Annotated in this window: 13 protein-coding genes; 9 read left to right on the forward strand and 4 right to left on the reverse strand. The window is 58.9% G+C overall.

From position 1 onward, the window contains the following. Nucleotides 1-54 precede the first annotated feature (54 nt). Entirely contained in the window at nucleotides 55-1,170 is a 1,116-nt protein-coding gene (ald, locus tag VO84_RS04235; RefSeq protein ID WP_058186048.1) for an alanine dehydrogenase, read from the reverse strand. Nucleotides 1,171-1,376: 206 nt separating this feature from the next. Here ald and VO84_RS04240 point away from each other — a divergent pair, with 206 nt between their 5' ends. Both VO84_RS04240 and VO84_RS04245 read left to right on the forward strand, forming a co-directional pair. Further along, nucleotides 1,377-1,913 carry an Lrp/AsnC family transcriptional regulator gene (locus VO84_RS04240; RefSeq protein ID WP_082661701.1) on the forward strand — a complete coding sequence of 179 codons (537 nt, stop codon included), beginning with the start codon at nucleotides 1,377-1,379 and terminating at the stop codon, nucleotides 1,911-1,913. 170 nt (nucleotides 1,914-2,083) lie between these two features. Further along, nucleotides 2,084-4,756, forward strand: coding sequence for a M14 family metallopeptidase (locus VO84_RS04245; protein WP_058186049.1), 2,673 nt, complete (start codon nucleotides 2,084-2,086; stop codon nucleotides 4,754-4,756). A gap of 67 nt (nucleotides 4,757-4,823) precedes the next feature. Here the strand turns inward: VO84_RS04245 and mgrA are convergent, their stop codons facing one another. Together mgrA and VO84_RS04255 are read right to left on the reverse strand one after the other, a co-directional pair. Beyond that, nucleotides 4,824-5,864: an L-glyceraldehyde 3-phosphate reductase gene (gene mgrA / locus VO84_RS04250; protein ID WP_058186050.1), complete on the reverse strand. Its 1,041-nt coding sequence runs from the start codon at nucleotides 5,862-5,864 to the stop codon at nucleotides 4,824-4,826. Nucleotides 5,865-5,906: 42 nt separating this feature from the next. Continuing rightward, nucleotides 5,907-7,397, reverse strand: coding sequence for an aldehyde dehydrogenase family protein (locus VO84_RS04255; RefSeq protein ID WP_058186051.1), 1,491 nt, complete (start codon nucleotides 7,395-7,397; stop codon nucleotides 5,907-5,909). Between the two features lie 363 nt (nucleotides 7,398-7,760). Here VO84_RS04255 and VO84_RS04260 point away from each other — a divergent pair, with 363 nt between their 5' ends. Continuing rightward, nucleotides 7,761-9,932 (forward strand): choice-of-anchor D domain-containing protein, encoded by a 2,172-nt coding sequence (locus tag VO84_RS04260; RefSeq protein ID WP_058186052.1) that lies wholly within the window; start codon nucleotides 7,761-7,763, stop codon nucleotides 9,930-9,932. An 8-nt stretch (nucleotides 9,933-9,940) separates the two neighbouring features. On the opposite strand, the gene VO84_RS22390 is transcribed toward VO84_RS04260, so the two are convergent. After that, a complete protein-coding gene (locus VO84_RS22390) occupies nucleotides 9,941-10,195 on the reverse strand; it encodes a hypothetical protein (RefSeq protein WP_197413888.1) in 255 nt (84 codons plus the stop codon). A gap of 106 nt (nucleotides 10,196-10,301) precedes the next feature. Between VO84_RS22390 and VO84_RS04270 the strand changes: the two genes are divergently transcribed. The 6 genes from VO84_RS04270 (at nucleotide 10,302) to VO84_RS04295 (ending at nucleotide 17,156) form a co-directional block, all read left to right on the forward strand. Next, entirely contained in the window at nucleotides 10,302-11,366 is a 1,065-nt protein-coding gene (locus VO84_RS04270; protein WP_058186054.1) for a rod shape-determining protein, read from the forward strand. Between the two features lie 92 nt (nucleotides 11,367-11,458). Further along, nucleotides 11,459-12,871 (forward strand): rod shape-determining protein MreC, encoded by a 1,413-nt coding sequence (gene mreC, locus VO84_RS04275; protein ID WP_058186055.1) that lies wholly within the window; start codon nucleotides 11,459-11,461, stop codon nucleotides 12,869-12,871. Between the two features lie 26 nt (nucleotides 12,872-12,897). Then, complete coding sequence (mreD, locus tag VO84_RS04280; RefSeq protein ID WP_058186056.1) at nucleotides 12,898-13,419, forward strand: rod shape-determining protein MreD; 522 nt, start codon at nucleotides 12,898-12,900, stop codon at nucleotides 13,417-13,419. A gap of 110 nt (nucleotides 13,420-13,529) precedes the next feature. Beyond that, entirely contained in the window at nucleotides 13,530-15,593 is a 2,064-nt protein-coding gene (mrdA, locus tag VO84_RS04285; RefSeq protein ID WP_082661703.1) for a penicillin-binding protein 2, read from the forward strand. Between the two features lie 2 nt (nucleotides 15,594-15,595). After that, nucleotides 15,596-16,699, forward strand: a complete 1,104-nt coding sequence (gene rodA / locus VO84_RS04290) for a rod shape-determining protein RodA (RefSeq protein ID WP_058186057.1) — start codon at nucleotides 15,596-15,598, stop codon at nucleotides 16,697-16,699. A 118-nt stretch (nucleotides 16,700-16,817) separates the two neighbouring features. After that, a complete protein-coding gene (locus tag VO84_RS04295) occupies nucleotides 16,818-17,156 on the forward strand; it encodes a hypothetical protein (RefSeq protein WP_157439720.1) in 339 nt (112 codons plus the stop codon). Nucleotides 17,157-17,180: the final 24 nt, after the last annotated feature.

Below are 17,180 nucleotides of genomic sequence, written 5' to 3' on the forward strand. Positions count from 1 at the left end.
CGGAACGAGGCTCCAACTGTGATTCCAGTTGCTCACTATTTTCCTGTTCTCTGCTTACGCAACGGCAGTCGCGTACGGCGTCCATTCCTTCTGCAGGCTCTCCGCCACGCCGCGGTAAGTCAGCTTGCCAAGGTATGTATTCAATCCCTCGGCCAAACCGGCATCCTGCTTGAGCGCTTCCTTCGGGCCCAGGTTTGCAAGCCGCTGCAGGTAGGGGAAGGTGGCATTCGTGAGCCCGAGCGTGGAGGTATGCGGCACTGCGCCGGGCATGTTCGTCACGCAGTAATGCACCACGCCGTCCACCGTATAGCTGGGGTTTGAGTGCGAAGTGGGCCGTGCTGTTTCCACGCAACCGCCCTGATCGATAGCCACATCCACAATCACTGCGCCCTTTTTCATGCGGCTGACCATTTCCCTGGTTACAATCTTCGGCGCGGTGGCTCCGGGAATCAGGACGCCGCCAATCACCAGATCGGCCTCGTGCGTGGCCTGCGCCAGATTGTAGCTGTTCGAAGCAAGCGTGTAGACGCGGCCGTTGAAGATGTCGTCAATCTCGCGCAGACGGTTGAGATTGAGGTCCACAAGCGTAACCTTTGCGCCAAATCCCAGGGCGATGCGCGCTGCGTTCGTGCCCACAACACCGCCGCCAATCACCGTGACATGTGCCGGAGGCACACCTGGAACGCCGCCCAAGAGAATGCCACGCCCGCCTTTTTCCTTCTCAAGATACGAGGCACCCACCTGCACGCTCATGCGGCCCGCCACTTCGCTCATCGGCGTTAGGAGCGGCAGCGTGTTGTTGCGGTCGCGCACCGTCTCATACGCAATGCCAATCACCTTCGCGTCCAACAGCTTCTGCGTCAGTACCGGCAGCGGCGCAAGATGCAGATAGGTGAACAGCGTAAGCCCTTCGCGAAAATAAACGTACTCGCTTTCAATAGGCTCCTTGACCTTGACGACGATCTCGCTCTTGCCCCACACGTGGCCGGCATCGCCCACAATCTCCGCGCCGGCATCCTGGTATTCCGCATCCGGAAAGCCCGACTGCGCGCCGGCATTGGTTTCGACCAGCACCTTGTGTCCGGCTTCGGAAAGCGCCTTCACTCCGGCGGGAGTCACGCCAACGCGGGACTCTTGATCTTTGATTTCGCGGGGAACTCCGATAATCATCGCTGTGCTCCTGTACTGCGGATGGGATGCTGGTAAATCAAAAGGAGGTTCAGATTGCGCCGCGCCGATTTTATTTTGAAACGGGGAGGGCTGCTTCGGCGCGGCGGTCCAGCTCAGGGTCTTGCTAACCCTCCTGGAAGCGAATAGATGAATGGTAGAGCGCGCATTGCTGCCAATGTGTGCAATCTTCGTGATAAAACAACTTTATGAGCACGAAACGTGTATCAAATCGGGCAAAATCGCACAAAACGAGCGATCGATCTGCCGAATCACGCATTGCGGCAACCGTCGCCGGTTTTGACGAGCTCGATTCCGCGATTCTGCGCACGCTCGAAACCAACGGCCGCGCCACCAACTACGAGGTCGGTGAAGCTGTTGGCCTCTCCGCATCGGCGTCCTCACGGCGCATTCAGGCCCTTGAAGAGATGGGCGCCATTCGCGGGTACCGCGCCGTGGTGAATGACCGCATGCTGGGCCGCCAGATGACCGTCTTTGTCCGCATCACGTTGGAGCGCCAGTCCGCCTCCGTTCTTGGCGCGTTTGAAGCCGCTGTCCGCCGCATCCAGGGCATTACAAGCTGCCACCTCATGGCGGGGCAATACGATTACATGCTCATTGCCCGCGTGGCCGACATGGACGACTACGGCCGCCTGCACCAGAACGAGCTTTCGCGACTGCCCGGCGTGACGCGCATTGAAACCAGCTTTGCGCTGCGCGATGTGATGGAAGGCCAGAGGCGGTAGTCGCAGACAGGGCCGAAATCCACATGCCATTTTCATGGCAGATTCCGCCCTTCTGCATTAGTCTTGGTGTCACGCGCGACAGACTGCTCCGCACGCCCGTGTGTGCTATGCCGACGGCTTCCCGCCGTCCGCGCTGCCGCGACAAGTCAAGTTTGTTTCGAGGAGAGCCGATGCAACCCCGTTTTTCTCTTTGTTTTGGACTGGCAATTGTGCTTGCCGCCTGCGTTGCCCCGCAGATTCACGCTGCAGAAGTTCCCACACCGGTCTCCGTGCTGGGCCACACACCCGGCGATGACTTTTACCTGGCCGATTACGAAGATACGGTGCGCTATTTTCATGCATTGGCCGCAGCAGACCCCGCGCGCATGAAGATGTTTACCGTGGGCAAGACCACCCAGGGCCGCGACATTGAAATCGCTGTCATTTCATCCGCGGCAAACATCGCACAGCTTGACCAGACCAAGCAGGCAGCGGCGCGGCTGGCCAAGGACACGGACCTCAATGACGACTCTGCCCGCGAGCTGGCTCGCAGCTCCAAGGTGGTCGTTCACATTGACGGTGGCCTCCATGCAAGCGAAGTGGCCGGCCCGCAGCACACCATGATGCTGGCCTACAAGCTGCTCTCCGCCAAGAACGATCCGGAGATTGACGCCATCCTCGACAACGTCGTCCTTGTCCTCTGGCCCACGCTCAATCCTGATGGACAAGACATGGTTGTCCATTGGTATCGCCAGAATGTCGGCACCAAGTACGAAGTGAGCCCGCTGCCCGCGCTCTGGCAGGAGTACGTAGGCCACGATAACAACCGCGACGGCTACATGCTCAACATGAAGGAAGAACAGGTCGTCACCCGCGTGCAGCTTGATTACAACCCCGTTATCTTCTACTGCCAGCACCAGACGGCTCCTTTCCCTGCGCGTATCTGGATTCCGCCCTTTTCAGATCCGATTTCGTCGAACATCAGCCCCTATGTCCGCAGCTGGCTCAACGTCGTCGGCACCAATATGACGGCGTATCTCAACGCGCACAAGATGCCCGGCGCAATTTCCGAATCGCGCTTCGATAACTGGTATGCGGGCTTCATGGACTGGGCGCACGTCTTCCGCGGTGAGATTTCGTTTTTTACGGAAACCGCGCTCTACGAGTACGCCACACCGCACTTCTACACTGTTGCGGATTTCCCGAAGCCCTATCAGGATCTACGCGCGCTGACGATGTACTCAACGCCGTGGGAAGGTGGCTGGTGGCATCTGAAGGATGCTGTCGATTACATGGTCGGCGGATCGATGTCCGTACTTGACCTTGCCGCAAAGAACCGCGAGACGCTGCTCTACAACCGCTACCAGTCCGCGCGCGACAACATTCAGCACTTCCAGAAAGAGCCGCCCTTTGCGTATGTCATTCCAAGCAAGCAGACTGACACGCCGGAAGCCGCGAAGCTTGCACAATTGATGATCGACAACGGCCTCGATGTATACGCGTCGAAGGATGGCTTCACCGCCAATGGCGTCAGCTATCCGAAAGGCTCATGGGTCATTCCCATGGATCAGGCTTACTCCGCGATGGCCAAGGAACTCTTCGAGCGGCAGAAGTATCCCGACGCGATTGAGCTTGGCACCTCGAAGTCTGTCGATTTGCCCTATGACGTGACCGGCTGGACGCTGCCGTTGCAGATGGGTGTGGATGTGGATACCGTCACTGACCCGCTTGGCTCTGAGCAGCGCGCGCAGATGCAAAAGATCGATAAGGCGCAGGCTCCTGCCGCATCTGCGGAAGGCTCGGGCACAGTCTTCGCTGTCAGCCATCGCGTTAATGCTTCGTTCCTGCTGGTGAATGAGGCGCTCAAGTCCGGCGCAACTGTTTCGCTTGCGCAGGAGCCGGTAAAGACCGCTGCAGGCACGGAGCGCGGTGCGTTCCTCATCAGCGGCCTTGGACGCGAGAAGCTTGACGGGCTCGCGCAAAAGTATGCGGTCGGCGCAATCGCTGTCTCCGCACCATCTAACACGTTGCCTATCAAAAAAGCGCGGATAGGACTCTATCGTCCCTGGGCGGCATCGATTGACGAGGGATGGACTCGATGGATTTTGGAGAACTATGGCTTTGAGCCGAAGAGCCTCTACAACGCGGATATGAAGTCGGCGAATCTTCGCAGCCGTTACGATGCCATCATTCTGCCGGACATGTCTTCGCGCCAGCTTATGGATGGCTTCGGCGTAGGCATTGTGCCCGGACAGTACGCGGGAGGCATTGGGCAGGATGGCCTGAATAATCTGCGCGAGTTTGCGCGGCAGGGCGGCACGCTCATTGCACTCAACCGCACAGCCTCTGCGATCATCCCGCTGCTCTCGTTGCCGGTGCAGAACATTCTGAACGGCGTAAAGAGCGATAAGTTCTTCTGCTCCGGCGCTCTGCTGCGAGTGGAGACCGAACATTCCGATCTGCCTGTAAATTTCGGCCTGTCTACTTCGCCCGTCGTCATGTTCCAGGGCGGCCCAGTCTTTGCCGCGCTTCCCGGCGCGCACGGCGCGGTGCTGGCCACGTACCCAAAGCAGACTAATCCGCTCGAAAGCGGCCTGCTATTGCATCCTGAGGCAATTGAAGGCAAGGCCGCTGCCATTGAGCTTGCTTACGGGCGCGGGCGCATTGTGCTGTACGGCTTCAAACCGCAGTTCCGCGGCCAGTCGCACGCCACATATAAGTGGATGTTCAACGAGCTCTACTCTTACGATCATCCGGAGCTGCCGCCTATAGGGGCCGCCGCGCCAAAGAAGGATGAGTCCGCATCCTCCAAGGTTCCCAAGGCCGCTGCGGATGATGATGACGACGATTATCCGCACGAATAACGGGCTGTAAACAAAAACTGCCGGAGCGCAAATGCTCCGGCAGTTTTATTTTGTGCTCAGGAAAATGCTATGCCATCGTGAGTCGCGCACTGCCCCACAGGTCAATGCCGGAATCGACAGCATATTTGTCGATCTCCGCAAGCTCTGCCGCTGTGAAGTTGAGATTGTTGAGTGCGTCGAGTGAGTTATCCAGCTGCTCCACATTGCGCGCGCCAATCAGCGCTGAGGTCACGCGCTTGTCGCGCAGCACCCACGCAATTGCAAGCTGCGCCAAGGATTGCCCGCGTTTCTTCGCAATCTCATTCAATGCGCGCGCACGCTGAATATTCTCGTCGCTCAGGAATTGCTTCAACAGCGAAGAACCGTCCACTCCGCCACGCGAGTGCTCCGGCACGCCGTCGAGATACTTGTTCGTCAGCAGGCCTTGCGCCAGCGGTGAAAACGCGATGCAGCCTGCGCCAACTTCATCAAGCGCAGTCAGCAGGTCATCTTCAATCCAGCGGTTCAACATGGAGTACGACGGCTGATGAATGAGCAGCGCAACTCCGAGCGACTTCAAAATCGCAGCAGCCTCGCGCGTTCGATCCGGACTGTAAGAAGAGATGCCCACATACAACGCCTTACCCTGCTGCACTGCCGTTGCCAGCGCGCCCATCGTCTCTTCAAGCGGCGCGTTTGCCCATGGTCGGTGCGCGTAGAAGATATCGACGTATTCAAGGCCCATGCGTTTCAGGCTGTCATCGAGCGAGGCCAGCAGATATTTGCGCGAAGCTCCGATGCCGTAAGGCCCGGGCCACATATCCCAACCAGCCTTCGTCGAAATAATCAGCTCATTCCGCAGATTGCGAAAATCTTTCTGCAAGACTGAGCCGAAGTTCTCTTCGGCGGATCCATAGGGCGGCCCGTAGTTATTCGCCAAATCAAAATGCGTAACGCCACGGTCAAAGGCGCGGCGAATCATCGCGCGGGCAGTGTCAAAAACATCCGCGCCGCCAAAGTTCTGCCACAGCCCAAGCGAGATGGGCGGCAGCACCAGCCCGGAGCGCCCGCAGCGGCGGAAGATGGCTTTGTCATAACGAGATGGATTGGGAACGTAAGCGGATTCCATGAATCTCCTGTCAGTCTTTCAAGTGTTCAATCTGTCGCAGCATTATTCCGCATTATCAATCTGCGCGCGCTGCAACTTGTCCGAGTAGTCGACGTAGACTGCCTTCCATGTCGTATAGAAATCCAGCGCTTCTGAACCTTCGCGGTGACCGTTGCCCGTCTGTTTCACTCCACCGAAGGGTAGATGTACCTCAGCGCCGATCGTCGGTGCGTTGATGTACGTGATACCGGCTTCCAGATCGCGCATCGCTGTAAAGGCCCTGTTCACATCGCGCGTGTAGAGCGCCGTCGATAAGCCGTAATCGATGGAGTTGGCAACCTCAATGGCCTGTTCAAACGTATCGAACTCGATCACGCTTACCACCGGACCAAAGACCTCTTCGCGCGCAATCCGCATCTTCGCGGAGACGCCTGCAAAGACCGTCGGCGCAAAGAATGTTCCATTCGCAAGCGCGCCAGCAGTGAGAGCCTCGCCGCCCGTCAACAGCTTCGCGCCTTCTTTCAACGCGATCTCCGCATACTTCGTCGAAGTCTCAATCTGCTGCGCGTTCACCTGCGGGCCAACGTCGATTCCTGCTTCAAGCCCATTACCAACCTTGAGCTTTTGCGCCCGCTCAACCAATTGGCCAATGAATTTATCCGCAATTCCCTTCTGCACCAGGATCCGGCTCGTCGCTGTGCAGCGCTGGCCAGTGGTTCCAAAGGCTCCCCACAGCGCGCCGTCAAGCGCAAGATCGAGATTCGCGTCCTCCATCACAATCTGCGCGTTCTTGCCGCCCATCTCCAATGACACCGGCTTGAAGTTCGCCGCCGCGCGCTGCGCCACCAGCGAGCCAATTTCGCTCGAACCGGTAAAGCTGATTGCGCGCACTCCAGGGTGCTCCACAATCGGCGCACCAGCATCCGGCCCAAAGCCCGCAACGATATTCACCACACCCGGCGGCAGCCCGGCATCGATCAACGTCTGCACAAGGTTGTAAGTCGAAAGCGGCGTATCCTCCGCAGGCTTGATCACGCAGGTATTGCCCGCCACCAGCGCCGGAAACAGTTTCCAGCTCGGAATCGCCATGGGAAAATTCCACGGCGTAATCAGTCCCACCACGCCCAGCGGCATCCGCACGCTCATGGCGAACTTATTCTGCAGCTCGCTTGGCGTGGTTTTGCCAAAGAGCCGTCGTCCCTCGCCCGCCACGTAAAAGGCCTCGTCAATCGCCTCCTGCACGTCGCCGCGGGTCTCGGACAGAACCTTGCCCATCTCGCGAGTCATCTGCCGCGCATACTCTTCCTTGCGCTCCTTTAGCAGCTCGCCTGTGCGGTACAGAATTTCCGCGCGCTTTGGCGCAGGAACCAGCCGCCAGCTTGCAAACGCCTTCTTCGCCGCCGCCACTGCCAGGTCTACATCGGCGGCGTTCGAGGCCGGAAACTCGCCCACCACATCCGAGTTGTCCGCCGGGTTGATGTTCTGAAACGTCTTGCCGGAGCGGCTTGGCAGCCACTCGCCTCCAATGAGGTTGTGATACACCTTTGTCGACATAATTTCTCTCACTTGCCCTGCGCATCCGCACAGAAATAGTCATGCCACATCCTCGGATGGGCCAACGCTCCAGCTTATCGCATGGCAGACCGGGACGCGGCGTTACCATGCGGTGAATTACCTTCGATGCCGTTTTCAGTAACGAATGGCCGCACCTACGCGAAATCCACGCAGATTTCCATCGACAGTTCAACTCTGCCCAACTAGCCTCGCCCTTGTTTGCGGCACGGCCCCCTGACAGCAAACTCTCCCGCAAATTCCTCTCGGAAATACCAACCATCCAACATTTGTTCCGAAACGGTTGCCCTGGCCAAATCACTGAAAGGCTGGAGTCCCTCTCCACCCTTGATCAAGGAGAATCGCATGTTCACTCAAAAGCACCACCAAACCTCCGTGCGCATCTGTACTCTGCTCAGCGCATCTTTGACGTTCTCCATTCTGGCTGCTGCGCAAACCGCCGCAACCATTTCCCATGTATCTGCTGAACCCACCATCATCTCCCTGGCTGCCTCCCCGCAGGCGCGCGCAATGCATGTCACGCCCGTTCAGGGAGAGCCTTCCTTTGAAAACACGCCATCCAACTTCCACGCCTTTGCCTCTGCAAAAGTGGGCGAAGATGCCGGTGTTGAAACCCTCACGGTGAACTTCTCCGCCGCCACGCAAATCACAAAAATCGAATCAAAGAGCAAGGACTTTATCCTGGAATCCGGTGGCACCTGCCATGAAGGTAACGCTTATTCCGCAGGCCAGAGCTGCACACTGCAGGCGCGTTTCTCTCCCCAGGGCGCAGGCACTCGCACGGGCAAAATCACCATCGAGCACTCCGCTTCTGTTCAGCCCTTCGCGCTTGGTATTGGTGGCTACGGTTACGCTCCCGTACTCAGCTTTACGCCTGCGATTATGACTACCGTCGCCGGCACGTATCCCGCCTCCAAAGGCCTGCTCACCAGCGCACGGAACCTCACCGTGGACGGTAACGACACGCTCTATGCAGCCGACACCGGAGGCAACGCCATTCGCTCCATGGATTCGAGCGGAAACTGGACGGTTCTGGCCACCGGCTACACGTCTCCGTGGGGAATCGCCGTCGACACCATGGGCGAGGTCTACTTCGATCTGAGTGGCTCAAACAACATGTATGAGATTTTTGACTACGGCCCGATAGTACAGCTCGCCGGCACCACCACCGGAGCCTGCACTGCCGCTACGCCCTGCACGCTGAGCAGCCATGCTATTGCATCTCCGGGTGTCATGGCCATGGACCGGAACAACAATCTATTCTTTGCGGATGCAGACCAGGGCGTAGCCATGTCAACAGTCCAGCCTCTTTACCCAAATCTGATTTATCTCTACAATCCGTTCCCCTTTCAAACCAATCCGTCTTCTCCCATTACCGTCGACAGCGGCGACAACCTCTATAGCGTGTGGGCCGACGGCAGCGAATGCCAGATCATGCAGTCCAGCCTCTACGATGCTGAAAACTCAAAGGTAGCTTTCAACAAGGTAGCCGGTGGGCATACCTGCGGCTTCGCCGGCGATGGAGGCCAGGCTGGGAATGCCGAGATAGGCGCAAAGATCGGCCAGATGGCCTGGGATCTCGCTGGCAATCTCTACTTCTCAGACACCAGCAACAACCGCATCCGCCGCATTGACTACATCACCGGCCAGATCAACACCATCGCCGGCAACGGAGCAGCGGGCTATACCGGCGATAATGACTCGGCAACGCTAGGCACCCTCAATGCTCCTACCGGCGTAGCTGTTGACTCACAGGGGCAGGTTTACATCATCAGTTCGGCGGCAACCGGCCAGGTCATCCGCAAGCTAGGACCAAACGGCTTCATCTACTTCGCCTCGCAAATCAAGGGCACGGCTAGCACAGCACATACTGTCACCGTGTCCAACACCGGCAATAACACGCTCACCCTGACCAATGCAGTCATCACCGGCGCCAACGCCAGCGATTTCAAGATCGATCCGGTCACCACAAGCTGCATGCTCACTGCGGGCTCCACGCTTAACTCCGGCCAGAGCTGCAAGATTGGTTTGATCTTCACACCCGCTGCCGCCGCCATCCGCACCGCCAGCCTGGTCTTTGCCGACAACACGGTCACCAGCTCCAATACCGTTCAGCTCTATGGCGCCGGCGCCCTACCCTCGGCCACACTCACCATCAACTCGCCTGCCTCGGGCGCAATCGTCACGGCGGGTACCGCAATTTCTTTCAAGGTGACGCTGTCGGGCTCGCCGACACCTACCGGCACTGTTACCCTGACGCTGGATGGCGCGGCCCTCGCCGGCAGCCCGGCCAACCTCACCACCGGCTCTGCTTCGGTCAACGCCGTCACATCGGTCGTTGGCTCGCATACGCTCAAGGCCGTATACAGCGGGGATGCCAACTGGGCCGCCGGAACCGCCGCCTCAGTCACCTACACGGTCAAAGCGGCAGCCGCAATTAAATGCGTTATGTGCGGTATCGGCCGTCCCATACACATCATCAGCGAGCCACGCTTCTCCTTCGTGGACCCACGATAACTCTGCACTCAACCCAAAGCAGCGTGGGCGGCAGGCTTGCCAAAGCTTTCCGCCCGCTGCTTTTCTCTAACAAATACGGCGACGTCTCTAAAATCTGCCGACTTGCAAAACCAAGTTAAGAAAAATTCTGCAGCAGACTCAAAGAAGAACAAAAATGCGGGATCGTTCCTGACTTGATACGCCTTGAACACATTTCTGCGCGTATTCCACGCTTTTCCTCCTGAAAAACTGCGATATTCTGAATGCGCGGCGACTCCAGGCATGACGCAGAGGGCGCTAAAGCCGCCCCGCAGCCTTCGCTCCATCCTGTTTACACTGCTTTGTTCCCAGTCACCGTACAATAACCGTAGAGGTAATCCTGAGTTTCCAATGTCTTTGAACGGCTATCCCTCGCGTCCCCCGCGCTCGCACGGCTTTCGGTCGCTATTCAGCATGTTTTCAAGCGACCTGGCCATCGATCTTGGCACCGCCAACACTCTCGTCTTCGCCGCTGGCAAAGGCATCGTCGTTAATGAGCCTTCCATCGTCGCCATCAATAAAAATACCGGCGAGGTGGAAGCCGTAGGCAAAGAGGCCAAGGACATGCTGGGCCGCACGCCCGGCAACATTGTGGCCATCAAGCCTATGAAGGACGGTGTCATCGCCGACTTCAAAGTGACAGAGAAGATGCTCAACTACTTCATTCAGAAGGCGCATAACCGCAAGATGCTGGTGCATCCGCGCATCGTCATCGGTGTGCCATCTGAGATCACGCAGGTTGAAAAGCGCGCCGTCGAGGACTCCGCCTACCGCGCAAAGGCGAGCGAAGTCTATCTCGTCGAGCAGGCCATGGTAGCCGCCATCGGCGCGGGTCTGCCCATTACCGAGCCTTCGGGAAACATGGTCGTCGACATCGGCGGCGGAACGACGGACATCGCCGTCATCTCGCTCTCCGGCATCGTTTACTCGCGCTCCGTCCGCATGGCCGGTAACCAGATGGATGAGGCGATCACTAATTACCTCAAGCGCAAATACAACCTGCTCATCGGCGAGCGCACTGCCGAGCACATCAAGATGGAGATCGGGTCAGCTTTCCCGCTCGACAAACCGCTCACGATGGAGATCAAGGGCCGCAACCTCATTGAAGGTGTGCCCAAGACGATCACCATTGACGACTCGGAGATCCGCGAGGCCCTCGGCGAGTGTATTGCCGTCATCATGAACGCCATCCGCGTCGCGCTTGAGCGCACTCCGCCTGAGCTATCGGCTGACATCTCCGACCGCGGCATCGTCCTGACCGGCGGCGGCGCGCTCATCAAGAACCTCGACAAGCGCATCCGCGAGGAAACCGGCCTGCCGGTCTCGGTTGCTGACGATCCGCTGGCCTCGGTCGTCCTCGGTACCGGCAAGATGCTGAGCGACTTCCGGCTGCTGCGCAAGATCAAAATTGATTAGAGAGAACAGAGATCAGGGTTCAGAGATCAGAATATTTTTCCCGCAGCACTCGACCTTGATCTCTGAACTCTGATCTCTGACCACTGGCCTTCATGGAATCCTTCTTCTTCCGCTACCGGAATCTCATCGTGCTGCTGGTGTTGCTGGTGGCGCAGATTCTTGGGCTTGCCATGCAGGTCCGCCGGACTGCGGAAGGCAGCAATACTTACGATCCAACCGACAGTAAGAGCGTGCAGCTCATTCGTCTCTGGGCCAACGCCATCGTCTCCCCGCCGGAGCGCGCCGTACAGAACTCGAAATCCGGTGCCGGATGGATCTGGCAGAACTATTTCGACCTCCGCAATGTCCGCCAGCAGAATGAGGATCTTCGCGCCCAAGTTGACCAGCTACGTCTGGAGCAGGCCGAGATGCTCGAGGACGTTCGCCAGGGACAGCGCTTGCAAGGCCTCAATAAATTTGAGGAAAAGTACCTCTATAAAACGCTCACCGCACAAGTCATCGGCGGCAGCGGCTCTGATCTCTCCCGCGTCTTTTACCTCGACAAAGGCAAGGACGAAGGCATTGCCCGCGACATGGCTGTTATTACGCCGGAAGGCATCGTGGGAAAGGTTCGCGAGGTTTATCCGCACTCGGCGCAGGTGCTGGCCATCAACGACCAGTCCAGCGGCGCAGGCGTCATCCTGGAACAGACGCGCGTCCGTGGCATTCTCCGCGGCAACGCCGAGGGCCAGCCCGCTATTGTGAACATCCTCGCGGACTCGCGCATTAAGCCAGGCGAAAAGGTTCTTAGCGGCGGCGGCGACCAGATTTTTCCCCGCGGTTTGCCCGTCGGTGTCGTCGACAGAGTTGAAAAAGATCCTGACCGCGACGGCTTTATTCAAGTCGTCGTCAAGCCGGCAGCAAATCTGAACGGCCTGGACGAGGTTCTGGTGATCACCGACTCCGAGCCGCGCTTCAACGACAAGCAATTGAAGGACCTGGCCCAGAGCGAGTCTGAAAAGAAAGCGGACGCTGCCGCGCTGAACGAGCAGAAAAAGGCCTCAGAGATTCTGGAAGAAAAGCTACCCGGACTTACCGATCCCAACGCGCCCAAGCCCGCACAGGATGGCGCGCAAACCGGCACAGGCGGCGCAAGCGGAACCGCTCCCGCCGCGCCTCCTGCGCCAAAACTGCTCGCGCCGCAGCATGCCGACCGTTTTACGCCGGGCTATACAGGGAGCACCGCCGGCCAAACCGGGAGTCAGACCGGCGATGGAGCCAATTCCGCGCCCAGACCCACCGCACCGAAGACCGCGCAGCCCGGAACCCAGCCCACAATCCAGACCGGCACAAATCCTGCGCCAAAGCCAGCTCAACCTGGAACAAAGCCCGGCACAACCACGAAGCCAGCGCAGAGGCCCACAACTACTCCGGCACAGCAGGCCCCCACGCAACCAAAGACCGACAGGCTTGACGATACCGGCTCCAAACCAGATACCCCCAAGCAGCCATCTAACCCCAACTAGCAATCGCCACAGAGAAAGGAGCATTGATGTCGGTACTCACGGCCAACTCACGGCGCGATCTTGAAATTCACCGCTATCCTGCGCCGCTCTATCTGCTGGTTCCGGTGGCCGCGCTGGTGCTGCAGGCACTGCTTTCGCGCTATCTCTCGCGTTTCCCGTACTTCGACATCCCGCTCGTCATCACGGTTTACTTCGCGCTTGGCCGCCGCAGCCCTATCCAGGGCATGTTTCTCGGCGTTTTCGTCGGCATCTTTGAGGATGCGCTGACGCACCATGCTATTGGCATCAACGGCATTGCCAAAACTGTGGCTGGCTTCCTCGCGGCCTCGATGGGTGTCCGCATTGATGTGCAAAATGTATTTATCCGCGTGCTGCTCAACTTCGTGCTGACGCTCTTGTGCAGCGCAATCTATCTCGGCATCTACCGCGGCCTGCTCGGCATTGAGTTGGACTGGAGCTGGTTCACCCTCCTCTTCCAGGCCCTGGGTAACTCCGCCATAGCGCTTCTTCTCTTCCCCCTGCTTGATCGCTTCCAGATCAGGGATTAGGAAGAGGGAAACCATACGCAGGAAATATTTGTTATTGATGCTTTCGAAAATCAATCGGAAGTATCCTAGGAATAAGCGGCTCGGAGAAATAAGCGAATCGCGCCTCATCTATGTTTTCTGAGAACTTCAATCGCGGCGAAAAGCTCTCCACCCTTAAATCGGCGTCGGTGCAGTACGGCATCCTGCTGATTATGCTGGCTCTCGGCGCCGGCCTGTGGCGGCTGCAGGTCCTCGGCGCCTCGAACTTCAAGGAGCTGGCCGAGGAAAATCGCATCCGCAAGGAGCCCATCATGGCTCCGCGCGGCAAGCTGCTGGACCGCGATGGCCGCCTGCTCGTCGATAACTATCCCTCTGTCTCCTGCTTCCTGGTTCGCGAGCAGAACAAGAATCTCGATGCCGACCTGCCGCTCATCGCCCAGGGGTTGCACCTCGATCTCGACCAGCTTCAGGCTACGCTCAAGCACTTCCGCGCCGCGCCCGGCTACCAGCCCATCCCTATCAAGCAAGACATCAGCCCCGATGAGCAGGCCTTCATCGAGGCGCACCGCAATGAGCTGCCCGAGCTCGAAACCATTGATATGGAGCGGCGGCTCTATCCCCGCGATGGCTTCGCCGCACACCTCATCGGCTACGTGGGCGAGGTCAGCGAAGAGGACCTGAACAACAATCCGCGTTTTGCCGCCTACGAGCCCGGCCAGGTCGTCGGCAAGGCCGGCGTTGAAGCCACTTACGATCAGATTCTCCGCGGTGAAGACGGCTCTCGTGATGTCATCGTCGATTCGCATGGCCGCGAAATGGGCTATCTGCGCACCCAGCACTCCACGCCGGGCCAGGATCTCAAGCTCACCATCGATCTCGACATCCAGCGCACCGCGGAGCTGGCTCTTGGCGAGGCTAACGGCGCGGTCGTCGTCATGGACCCGCGCAACGGCGAAGTGCTCGCCCTCGTCTCGCACCCCAGCTATGATCCCAACGCCTTTGCCGTCAAGATCAAGCGCGACGACTGGAACAAGCTCATCACTGACCCGCGTCACCCGCTGATGAACAAGGCCATTCAGGATCAGCTCGCCCCCGGTTCCACCTTCAAGATCATCATGTCCGCCGCAGGCCTGCAGGAGGGCGTGGCGCAGGACATGAGAGTCAACTGCCAGGGCGGCGGAAGCTTCTACGGGCGCTTCTTCAAGTGTGACAAGCATCACGGCGTACTCGCGATACAGCAGGCCATCCCGCTCTCTTGCGATACGTTCTTCTACGCGCTCGCGCAAAAGCTCGGCATCGACACAATTGCGAGATACGCCACCTCCCTCGGCCTTTCGCAGAAGACGGGCATCGATCTGCCCAACGAAATGGCCGGCATCATGCCCTCCACGCAATGGGAGTGGCACAACTACCACCAGAAGTACTACGCCGGCAACACCATCTCGGTCGGCATCGGCCAGGGCGAAACGCAGGTCACGCCCATCCAGCTCGTCCGCGCGCTCTCCGGCATCGCGTCCAACGGGCATCTGGTTCGCCCGCACCTCGTCGATCCCGGCGAGCTTCCCGCCCAGTTTCGCACAGCGGTTTACGATACCTTCCCCGGCTCGGCCGAGAAGAGCGTCTCGCTCGACAACGATACCTGGATGACGATCACGGACGGCATGGCTGCTGCCACGACCTCCGGCACAGCCGCTGCCGCGCACATCAATGGAGTCGACTTCGCGGGAAAGACCGGCACTGCGCAGGTAGTCGGCGGCGGAGACACGCATACCAAGGGCGGCGCGCGCACTCCGAACTCCTGGTTCGTCGGCATGGTTCCCCGGCGCAATCCGGAGATCGCCGTTGTCGTTCTGCAGGAGCACGGCGACTGGGGCGCAAACTCAGCCCTCATCGCGCAGAAGATCATCATTACCTACGTCAACAAGAAGCGCAGCCAGGACCACAACCTGCTCCAACAGGCCGGAACGGAGCAGAAGCCCGTCGAAGTCGGAGCCGTCTGGTCGAATCCTGAGCCGGCTGATCCGAAACACGGGGCCGGGCAGCATGCATCGGAGCAAACCGCTGCATCTGTGAGCGCGGGCCATTTCTTCGTGAACCCGGCACAGGCGTCAAAAGATCTTGCCGCAACGCCCGCCGCTTCGCTCTTTCCGGCTTTCGTCACTCCCATCCGCTGGCGTAAGGAAGGCCAGGACTAAACATGCGCCGCTTCCTTTCCTTCCGCGACTTTGACTGGGGCCTGCTGCTGATGGTGCTTATCCTCTGCGGCATCTCCGTCATGGAAATCTATTCGGCCACGCTGCACACCAAGTACGTCGGCGGCCATTTCCACACTAAGCAGGTCTACTACATTCTCGGCGGCCTCGTCGCCATGTTCATCTTTTCCAAGATTGACTACCACAAGCTCCTCGAATGGTCCCCCTGGGCCTACGGCGTCTTTCTCCTTTCGCTTGTAGCCGTCAAGCTCGTCGGCCAAAAGGTCCTCGGCGCGCGCCGCTGGATCTCCTTTGCCGGCATCCACTTTCAGCCTTCGGAATGGGTCAAGCTGGTCCTCATCCTCGCTGTCGCCCGCTACTTCGCCAACCTCGGCGGCCGCGACCTCACGTGGAAGGAGATCGGCAAGGCCTTCGCCCTGGTCGGCGTGCCCATGCTGCTCGTCCTGGCCCAGCCTGATATGGGAACGGCTCTGACCTACTCGCCTATCCTCTTCGCCGGCCTCTTTCTCGGCGGCATCAACTGGAAGCAGGCGCTCATCCTCGTCACCACCGGAGCGGTCCTTGTCATCGGCGCATGGGATTCCGGAAAAATCCTAAAGCCGTATCAAAAGGCAAGGCTCACCGGCTTCATCAACCCGGACAATGACCCCCGCGGGGCGGGCTACCAGGTCCTTCAGGCCAAAATCGCTGTCGGCGCAGGCGGCATCTGGGGAGCTGGGGCGGAAAAAGGCACGCAGACCCAGGGAGCATTTATCCCTATCCCCCATGCCGACTTCATCTTCGCCGCCTTCGGCGAGGAGCACGGCTTCGTAGGCGCAATTTTTGTGCTCCTGTTATACTTTCTGGTATTGATGCGTTTGATTCAAAACGCTCAAACAGCCGCAGACCTGTCCGGCTCCCTCATTATTATGGGCGTCGTGGCTGTGTTGACCTTCCAGATCGCGGTCAACGTGGGCATGGTCATCGGGTTTATGCCCGTCACCGGAATTCCTCTACCGTTAATGAGTTACGGCGGATCTTCGGTGTTGTTTACTTTCATGGCGCTTGGCGTGGCAATGAATGTCCGCATGCGACGGTTTGTAAACTAAGGTTTTTTAATTGTTGAATCTCCGCGCCGCCGCTGGCGAACCGCGGAGCCAAAAAAGATTGAATGATTCGCCGGCAGGTTCCACGGGGAGCCGCTTGAGCCGGCAGGAAATTGGGTTCATGAGCAGGCAGAAACGGGTAAGCCGCAGTCACAGGGAGATGGTGTACATGCACCCGGCACATTTTGTGCTGTCCTTCCTGGCGATCTTCAGCGGCGAAACGGCCCCGTTGGCGTCCGTCCTCCGAGCGGCGATCAACTGGGCGGCCACAAACTTTCTGCATACGGATTACCTCCACAGACATTTCGCGCAGCCGGCTTTTGCCGTCGCGCTCTCCGGTTTGGCTTATGGCCCGCCGCCCGCAACCGCGGGCCGGATCGCGGCCTTCGGCCTTCCGGTGTCTCCCCGGTCATCCCTTCCGCTTATTTCCCTCCCCTGCCGTCTCCGCGCCGCCCTGTGACCTTGCCGCTGGCCCCATCTCACA

Origin of the sequence: Occallatibacter gabretensis (assembly GCF_001449115.1) — a bacterium.
In the GTDB taxonomy this organism is placed as follows: domain Bacteria; phylum Acidobacteriota; class Terriglobia; order Terriglobales; family Acidobacteriaceae; genus Telmatobacter; species Telmatobacter gabretensis.

Bases quoted from the DNA above. Each gene is read 5' to 3' on its own strand.
- mgrA (WP_058186050.1), bottom strand. From the start codon at position 5,864: ATGGAATCCGCTTACGTTCCCAATCCATCTCGTTATGACAAAGCCATC.
- ald (WP_058186048.1), bottom strand. From the start codon at position 1,170: ATGATTATCGGAGTTCCCCGCGAAATCAAAGATCAAGAGTCCCGCGTT.
- VO84_RS04260 (WP_058186052.1), top strand. From the start codon at position 7,761: ATGTTCACTCAAAAGCACCACCAAACCTCCGTGCGCATCTGTACTCTG.
- VO84_RS04255 (WP_058186051.1), bottom strand. From the start codon at position 7,397: ATGTCGACAAAGGTGTATCACAACCTCATTGGAGGCGAGTGGCTGCCA.
- mreC (WP_058186055.1), top strand. From the start codon at position 11,459: ATGGAATCCTTCTTCTTCCGCTACCGGAATCTCATCGTGCTGCTGGTG.
- VO84_RS22390 (WP_197413888.1), bottom strand. From the start codon at position 10,195: ATGCCTGGAGTCGCCGCGCATTCAGAATATCGCAGTTTTTCAGGAGGA.
- mreD (WP_058186056.1), top strand. From the start codon at position 12,898: ATGTCGGTACTCACGGCCAACTCACGGCGCGATCTTGAAATTCACCGC.
- rodA (WP_058186057.1), top strand. From the start codon at position 15,596: ATGCGCCGCTTCCTTTCCTTCCGCGACTTTGACTGGGGCCTGCTGCTG.
- VO84_RS04270 (WP_058186054.1), top strand. From the start codon at position 10,302: ATGTCTTTGAACGGCTATCCCTCGCGTCCCCCGCGCTCGCACGGCTTT.
- VO84_RS04240 (WP_082661701.1), top strand. From the start codon at position 1,377: ATGAGCACGAAACGTGTATCAAATCGGGCAAAATCGCACAAAACGAGC.
- VO84_RS04295 (WP_157439720.1), top strand. From the start codon at position 16,818: ATGAGCAGGCAGAAACGGGTAAGCCGCAGTCACAGGGAGATGGTGTAC.
- VO84_RS04245 (WP_058186049.1), top strand. From the start codon at position 2,084: ATGCAACCCCGTTTTTCTCTTTGTTTTGGACTGGCAATTGTGCTTGCC.
- mrdA (WP_082661703.1), top strand. From the start codon at position 13,530: ATGTTTTCTGAGAACTTCAATCGCGGCGAAAAGCTCTCCACCCTTAAA.